At 49.1% G+C, this 4,044-nt stretch carries 3 protein-coding genes; all 3 read right to left on the bottom strand.

Features of this window, described 5'->3' with window-relative positions:
- Nucleotides 1-1,004, bottom strand: a 1,004-nt coding sequence (xylB, locus tag ACR0QN_RS13970) for a xylulokinase (protein WP_432651835.1), incomplete at its 3' end; no start/stop codon positions are given.
- 186 nt (nucleotides 1,005-1,190) lie between these two features.
- Nucleotides 1,191-2,513 carry a xylose isomerase gene (gene xylA, locus ACR0QN_RS13965; RefSeq protein ID WP_432651834.1) on the bottom strand — a complete coding sequence of 441 codons (1,323 nt, stop codon included), beginning with the start codon at nucleotides 2,511-2,513 and terminating at the stop codon, nucleotides 1,191-1,193.
- 17 nt (nucleotides 2,514-2,530) lie between these two features.
- Nucleotides 2,531-4,044: glycoside hydrolase family 3 C-terminal domain-containing protein (locus ACR0QN_RS13960; protein ID WP_432651833.1), on the bottom strand; the 1,514-nt coding region annotated here is incomplete at its 5' end.

Here is a 4,044-nt window from a genome sequence, read left to right as displayed (position 1 = left end):
GCTTCCTTGTCCATGAGGTAGTACTCGTCCACGCCCATGTACTTTGCGGTCTCCTTTTCCGCATTGCAGAAATTATCTCTGAACCATTTGAGAGATAGTCCTGCGCCCTGTGTAACACCCATGATGTGCCATGCTCCGGGAACTGCAGCGCAGCAGGTATGTACTCTGCCCTTGGGGTCAATGGAAACCTTTGAGGTGTGCGCAAAAACAACTCCGCTTGTGCCGATAGTTGTGAAGGCTCTGCCGTCGGTAACAACGCCTGTTCCAACAGCCGCAGCAGCATTGTCTCCTGCGCCGCCCACAACGATAGTGCCTGCTTTAATACCCGTAAGCTCCGCCGCCTTCTCCGTGATCGTGCCCGTTACCTCGCAGGACTCGTAAACCTTTGCAAGCATGGACATATCAATGCCCAGAGCGTCGCAGACCTCCTTGCTCCAGCAGCGGTTGGGAACGTCAAGCAGCTGCATACCCGAAGCGTCGGAGACCTCTGTGGCATACTCGCCCGTAAGCATAAATCTGATGTAATCCTTTGGGAGAAGGATGTGTCTGCACTTTGCGTAATTCTCGGGCTCCTTGTTCTTCACCCAAAGAATTTTTGCGGCAGTCCAGCCTGTGAGAGCGGGGTTTGCAGTTATCTCGATAAGCTTTTCTCTGCCGATTTTTTGATTCATTTCCTCGACCTCGTCGGCAGTTCTCTGATCGCACCAGATGATGGACTTCCTGATAACATTGTTCTGCTCGTCAAGCATTACAAGTCCGTGCATCTGTCCCGAAAGACCTACACCAACGATGTCGTCCTTTGAAACGCCGCTCTTTTCAATAACACCCTTGATAGTGTTTACAGCAGCATTGTACCAGTCTGCGGGGTCCTGCTCTGCGTAGCCGTTCTTAGGCTGATACATGGGGTATTCAATGGTCATGGATGCAATGACTGTGCCCTTTTCGTCAAATAAAACGGTTTTTGTTCCGCTTGTTCCCAAATCTACTCCGATAACATATCTCATAGCTATTTACTCCTTATATAATACTGCCCCTGTTTTCACAGGGGCAATCTTTTTATCCAAAGATACTGATATTGTGTCCGACACAAAAAGTCACATAAAATGTTGGCTTCATAATAAAGCTGTCGAGCCACAAAACCGGGAAATTTACGCAATCTCCTCAACGAGATGGCTGCAGCGACTCGCTGCTTATAAGGAGAACATGATGTTGTTCATGATGGATTCGAGCATTTCCTGTCTGCCGCTGCAGAGGGAATCTACTACCTCGCCCTTTTCAAGAGCGTACTTTTCAAGGTCAGCCATTGTTGCCTTGCCGCTGATGATGTCTGCACCGATGCCTGTGTTCCAGGAAGCATATCTGTCAGCAACGAACTTGTCGATCCTGCCGTCGGAGATCATCTTGTCCGCAATTCTGAGACCCAGAGCAAAGGTATCCATACCTGCAATATAGCTGTGGAAGATATCCTCGGGTGTGTAAGAACCTCTTCTTGCCTTGGAGTCGAAGTTGAGACCGCCGTTTGTAAAGCCGCCGGCCTTGAGCACTTCATACATACAAAGAGCTGCTTCGTAAACGTTTGTGGGGAACTGGTCGGTATCCCAGCCGAGGAGTGTGTCTCCCTGGTTTGCGTCGATAGAACCGAACACGCCGTTGTCTCTTGCAACTCTCAGCTCATGCTGGAAGGTGTGCATTGCAAGTGTAGCGTGGTTAGCCTCAATGTTCATCTTGAAATCCTTGTCAAGACCGTACTTGCGGAGGAATCCAAGAACTGTTGCTGTATCGAAATCATACTGATGCTTTGTAGGCTCCTTGGGCTTAGGCTCTATGTAGAAGTCGCCTGTGTAGCCGATAGAACGAGCATAGTCAACTGTCATTCTCATAAGACGAGCCATGTTATCCTGTTCAAGTGCCATGTTGGTGTTCAGAAGGGTCTCATAGCCTTCACGTCCGCCCCAGAAAACGTAGCCCTTACCGCCAAGCTTTACTGTAGCCTCAACAGCCTTCTTGATCTGAGCTGCTGCATATGCGAATACATCAGCGGAGGGAGATGTTCCTGCGCCGTGCATATAACGAGGGTGATCGAAGCACTTTGCTGTGCCCCAGAGAAGCTTCTTTCCTGTTTCAGCCTGCTTCTTTTCAAGGTATGCAACTACCTTGTCAAGCTCTGCGTTTGTCTCTGCGAGAGAGCCAAACTCGGGAGAAAGGTCTCTGTCGTGGAAGCAGTAGTAGTCGATAGAAAGCTTGTCCATGATCTCAAAGGCAGCGTCTACCTTTGCGATAGCTCTCTTCTCGGGGTCTGTTTCGCCCCAGGACTTGTCTGCAGTACCGCAGCCGAACATATCAGTTCCGTCGCCGCCCATAGTGTGCCACCAGGAAAGAGCAAACTTGAGCTGCTCCTTCATTGTCTTGCCGCCTACTACCTCATCGGGGTTGTAGTACTTGAACGCAAGGGGATTTGTGCTGTCCTTGCCTTCGTAAGGGATCTTGCCGATATTCTTAAAAAATTCGCTCATTGTTTTTTCCTCCAAAATTAAAGATTTATTTCAGTGACGGCACATTTATTGCCGCACAGAGTTTCGCTTATTGCATCGGGCTGATGTGTGCCCGCATAAAGGGTGAATCTGCTGCCAAAACGCTTTCTTTCGCCTTTTTCGTCCACAGCGGTGAATGCTCTTTCGGGAACGGGTATTGTAACGGTCACCTTCTCACCCGCATCAAGACGAATGCGCTTGAAACCGCAAAGGCTTACATTAGTAACTGCATTTTCAGAGTAGTCCTTGATGAAAAGCTCAATAACGTCCTCGGTGGCAGTCTTGCCCTTGTTCTCAGCGGTAACAACAGCAGAGCCGTCCTTATACTCCACCGATGTGCATATGATATCTCCGTAAGTCAGACCGAAGCCGAAGGGATAAAGCACATTATTCTCCGCAAAGCGGTAGGTGCGGTTCTTCATTGAGTAATCCGTAAATTCGGGAAGCAGCTCCGACTTTTCATAGAATGTAACAGGAAGCTTGCCCGAAGGACTTACATCACCGAAAAGAATTTCAGCAAGAGCCGTTCCGCCCTCAGAACCGGGGTACCATGCGTGGATAAGAGCGTCGGGAGCACATTCGGTATTTACAGCACTTCCCGCAGCGCATACCACAACCACAGGCTTGCCTGTTTTCATGATCTTGTCAACGAGAATGCGCTGGCTTTCGGGGAGACGGATATCATTCTTGTCGCCCGAGGAGAATTCGTTTCCTGTGTCGCCTTCCTCGCCCTCGATAGTGGAGTCAAGACCCACGCAGAGAATAACAACATCCGCATTTTCAGCCGCAGCCATAGCCTCCGCATATCTGTCACCGGGCATTGCAAGACCCGATACCTTCTGATTGTAAAGATGACAGCCCTCGGCATAGATGACCCTGCCCTCAAACCTGTCCTGAATGCCCTCAAGGAAGGTGATGTATCTGTCGGCAGTTCCGTTGTAATTGCCTTCAAGAGCAATTCTGCTGTTACTGTTGGGACCGATAACCGCAATTGTATTGACCTTGTTTTTATCAAGGGGAAGAATGCCGTTGTTTTTGAGAAGCACCATAGACTTTTCCGCACATTCAAGAGAGACCTTTTTATGCTCGGCACAGGAGACAATATTATAAGGAATATTATCAAACTCGGTCTTATCATCGAACATACCAAGTCTTATGCGTGTCCTCATAAGATGAACGCAGGCTTTTCTGATGTCCTCCTTTGTAACAAGACCCTCGTCTAAAGCAGCAAGCACATTAACATAAGTACAGCCGCAGTTTACATCGCAGCCCGCTGTCAGTGCAAGAGCGGCAGACTCAACCGCATTTTTCGTGAGTCCGTGGTGCTCGTGGAAATCCCTGATAGCCCAGCAGTCGGAAACGAAATAACCGTCAAAGCCCCATTCACTGAGCTTGCCCATAAGGAATTTGCTGGCACATGAGCCTTCTCCGTTTACTCTGTTGTATGCGCCCATTACGCTTTCGACCTTTGCATCCTTAACAAGAGCTTCAAATGCGGGAAGATAGGTTTCCT

It is taken from the genome of Huintestinicola sp. (assembly GCF_050874005.1).
Lineage (GTDB): Bacteria > Bacillota > Clostridia > Oscillospirales > Ruminococcaceae > Huintestinicola.
This window is presented reverse-complemented; position numbering and strand designations above follow the sequence as displayed.

Coding starts and splice junctions, on each gene's coding strand:
- xylA (WP_432651834.1), bottom strand. CDS start 2,513: ATGAGCGAATTTTTTAAGAATATCGGCAAGATCCCTTACGAAGGCAAG.